The organism is Klebsiella sp. 1SOBk10mer (assembly GCF_046602535.1).
Lineage (GTDB): Bacteria > Pseudomonadota > Gammaproteobacteria > Enterobacterales > Enterobacteriaceae > Klebsiella > Klebsiella quasipneumoniae.
Window position 1 is genome coordinate 1 of the sequence record NZ_JBKIUP010000040.1, and the last position, 3,825, is coordinate 3,825.

3 protein-coding genes are annotated in these 3,825 nt (G+C 43.4%); all 3 read left to right on the forward strand.

All coding sequences use genetic code 11. From position 1 onward, the window contains the following. The coding region (locus ACLH1I_RS26385; protein ID WP_411302952.1) for a PIN domain-containing protein at positions 1-205 on the forward strand (205 nt) is incomplete at its 5' end. 94 nt (positions 206-299) lie between these two features. Next, positions 300-1,528, forward strand: a protein-coding gene (locus tag ACLH1I_RS26390) for an IS3 family transposase (protein ID WP_141651790.1) whose coding sequence is annotated in 2 segments (ribosomal slippage) — positions 300-615 and positions 615-1,528 — 1,230 coding nt in all. Because the reading frame shifts where the segments join, the coding sequence is not laid out codon by codon here. A 433-nt stretch (positions 1,529-1,961) separates the two neighbouring features. Next, positions 1,962-3,485, forward strand: a complete 1,524-nt coding sequence (locus tag ACLH1I_RS26395; RefSeq protein WP_117282697.1) for an EAL domain-containing protein — start codon at positions 1,962-1,964, stop codon at positions 3,483-3,485. Positions 3,486-3,825 lie beyond the last annotated feature (340 nt).

Sequence of the window (3,825 nt, forward strand, 5' to 3'; positions counted from 1 at the left end):
CGATGCCATCCTGCCGTGGGACCGGGCTGCGGTGGACGCCACGACGGACATCCGGGTGGCGCTGCGCCTCGCCGGGACGCCGATCGGCCCGAACGACACGGCCATTGCCGGACACGCCATCGCGGCGGGCGCCGTCCTGGTGACGAATAATACAAGAGAGTTTGAGCGGGTGCCGGGTCTGGTTCTGGAAGACTGGGTTAAGTAACGTTAGACTGGCCCCCTGAATCTCCAGACAACCAATATCACTTAAATAAGTGATAGTCTTAATACTAGTTTTTAGACTAGTCATTGGAGAACAGATGATTGATGTCTTAGGGCCGGAGAAACGCAGACGGCGTACTACACAGGAAAAGATCGCTATCGTTCAGCAGAGTTTTGAACCGGGAATGACGGTCTCCCTTGTTGCCCGGCAACATGGTGTGGCAGCCAGCCAGCTATTTTTCTGGCGTAAGCAATACCAAGAGGGAAGTCTTACTGCTGTGGCTGCCGGAGAACAGGTCGTTCCTGCCTCTGAACTTGCTGCCGCCATGAAGCAGATTAAAGAACTCCAGCGCCTGCTCGGCAAAAAAACGATGGAAAATGAACTCCTTAAAGAAGCCGTTGAATATGGGCGAGCAAAAAAGTGGATAGCGCACGCGCCCTTATTGCCCGGGGATGGGGAGTAAGCTTCGTCAGCCGTTGTCTCCGGGTGTCGCGTGCGCAGTTGCACGTCATTCTCAGACGAACCGATGACTGGAAGGACGGCCGCCGCAGCCGTCACACGGATGATACGGATGTGCTTCGCCGTATACACCATGTTATCGGAGAGCTGCCCACATATGGTTATCGTCGGGTATGGGCGCTGCTTCGCAGACAAACAGAACCTGATGGTATGCCTGCGATCAATGCCAAACGTGTTTACCGGATCATGCGCCAGAATGCGCTGTTGCTTGAGCGAAAACCCGCTGTACCGCCATCGAAACGGGCACATACCGGCAGAGTGGCTGTGAAAGAAAGTAATCAGCGATGGTGCTCTGACGGGTTTGAGTTCCGCTGTGATAACGGAGAAAAACTGCGGGTCACGTTCGCGCTGGACTGCTGTGACCGTGAGGCACTGCACTGGGCGGTCACAACGGGTGGCTTCGACAGTGAAACAGTACAGGACGTCATGCCGGGAGCAGTGGAACGCCGCTTTGGCAGCGAGCTTCCGGCGTCTCCAGTGGAGTGGCTGACGGATAATGGTTCATGCTACCGGGCGAATGAAACACGTCAGTTCGCCAGGATGTTGGGACTTGAACCGAAGAACACGGCAGTGCGGAGTCCGGAGAGTAACGGAATAGCAGAGAGCTTCGTGAAAACGATAAAGCGTGACTACATAAGTATCATGCCCAAACCAGACGGGTTAACGGCAGCAAAGAACCTTGCAGAGGCGTTCGAGCATTATAACGAATGGCATCCGCATAGTGCGCTGGGTTATCGCTCGCCACGGGAATATCTGCGGCAGCGGGCCAGTAATGGGTTAAGTGATAACAGGTGTCTGGAAATATAGGGGCAAATCCAGCGACAGCCTGCAACGACACTCACCGACGGGGACTGATGGGTTACCATCCAGTTGTCCATCTAGCATACAAAATGTCGCCTACAGGACTTACGTCGTTTTTAGGAATAAACGATCATGATGTAACTGTGGGAGGGATAGGGGCGCTACGAGAAATCTGACCTGGTACACCCCTGTAACCCTGTAGGATCTCACGTAGCGCAGTTTGGTGATAATCTGAAAAATTAAGAGAACTGTCTACCCAACGAACATAAGGTTAAATCAGATTTCATGATATCTTAGATAGTAGATATCAGTTTAGCAAGTATATGATAAATTATAGATATTTTAGGCGATTCTCTCAGTAAAAGTTAACAAAAAATGTAATAATAGCATTCACAAAATGACAGCATGTATACATTTTAGATAGTCAAAGGGGTTATGTATGTACAGAAAAAAAAGAGGAACAATCAAGCCAGTAGCTATTTTGATTGCTATATTTTCTGCTTGCTTGATTTTGGACTTTCTTTTTTTTGTATATGACACTAACAATAAAAACAAAGAAACAATATCCGAAATATCACGCATCACTGATAACATGATCTCGTATGCAAATAAAACAAATGATACAGTAATGAGTATTACATCTAGTGGAAAGAATTGTGATGATTATCTTCCTGATATTAGAAGGATTGTTACTATAACTCCCTTTATACGCTCCACTTTTTTTGGTACGAATGATACTATAAAATGCCATTCTCTCATTGGGCCATTAGATATAAAAGACCCTCAACCATCTTATGTGTCCAATAAGATGGCTTTGATTACAGGAAGTTTGATTCAGACAAAGCATCCAATTCTTTTGGTCAGGAAGAAATATAATTCAGACTTCTATGCTACTGCGATCGATGGTATGTATTTGCAAATGATAATGAAGCAGTTGTCAGAGTCAGGGTTGTCAATAGAGCTTAAGGTTGGCAATGTTTACTTATCAGCAAATGGTGAATTATCATTAACCTCCAATAATAGTAAAAATGTCGCATTTCAATTCATAAACTCAGTAAAATATCCATACCGGTTAAGTGCAGGTCTTAACTATACTTCCGTTTTTATTGCTTACTTATATATCCAACGCTATCATATCTATGTCCTAATATGTCTTTTTGTGGCATTGTTATTTATTATCATTAGGCGTTCAAGACTGCATTACACCCTAACTGATGATATGATACAGGGCCTAGAAGGTGGAGAATTTATAGCTTATGGTCAAAAGATAATCAACATTAAAACAGGTAAAGCAAGTGGCGTAGAGATTCTGGTTCGTTGGGTCCACCCAACGCATGGACTTATTCGACCAGATATGTTTATACCTCAGGCAGAACAATCTGGAATTATCATCCCAATAACTCAAAGTTTATTTAAACAAGTCTCTTCGGCTATTAATCAAATAGAGGAACCTTTTTCTGAAGAGTTCTACATTTCATTTAATGTAACAGCTAAACACTTTCATAATCTAACTTTATTTAAAGATTGCTTCCAATTTTTAAGCAAATTAAAAGACAATAAAATAAAACTTGTTTTAGAGCTCACTGAAAGAGAAGTAATCCCTCAGAATGAAACAAGCCTCAGATTATTTAGACTGCTAAAAAACCTGGGTGTTGAATTGGCCATTGATGATTTTGGTACCGGGCATTCAAGTTACTCTTATTTACATAATCATTACATTTCAATACTTAAGATAGACCGATCATTTATAGATAAGATTAGTGTCGATGCTGTATCTGGTATACTAATTGATAGTATTATAGAGCTTGGACATAAATTATCATTAAAAATGATTGCTGAGGGAGTTGAAACTGAAGAACAGATTAAATACCTTGAAGAAATGAATGTACCATATGCGCAAGGCTATTATTACAATAGCCCACAGCCGTTTAAAGATTTAATTTATGACTTGAAAGGGATTTAATTTAGATGTTCTATATACGTTTTAGTTGGTCTATTGTATAGGAGGAGTGGTAATGACTCCAACTTACTGATAGTGTTTTATGTTCAAGGCGGGTGCAGAACTGCATAAACATCTGAAATAATAACCGGATAATATTCTAACAGCGCGGCCAAATGCCGCGCTGTTTTATATGAGTCTGGTTCATACCTGTGCTAGTCCAGTCGAGAAAGTCTTTGTTGAGCACACCAGAGGCTTTGTTAATGGAATGGTCGCCTCCCATCTCTTGTGCCACAGTGGGACGATAAATCGTCACTCATTGAACGGAGCGCTGCTATCATGAACGTTAAAACTATTGGAATCG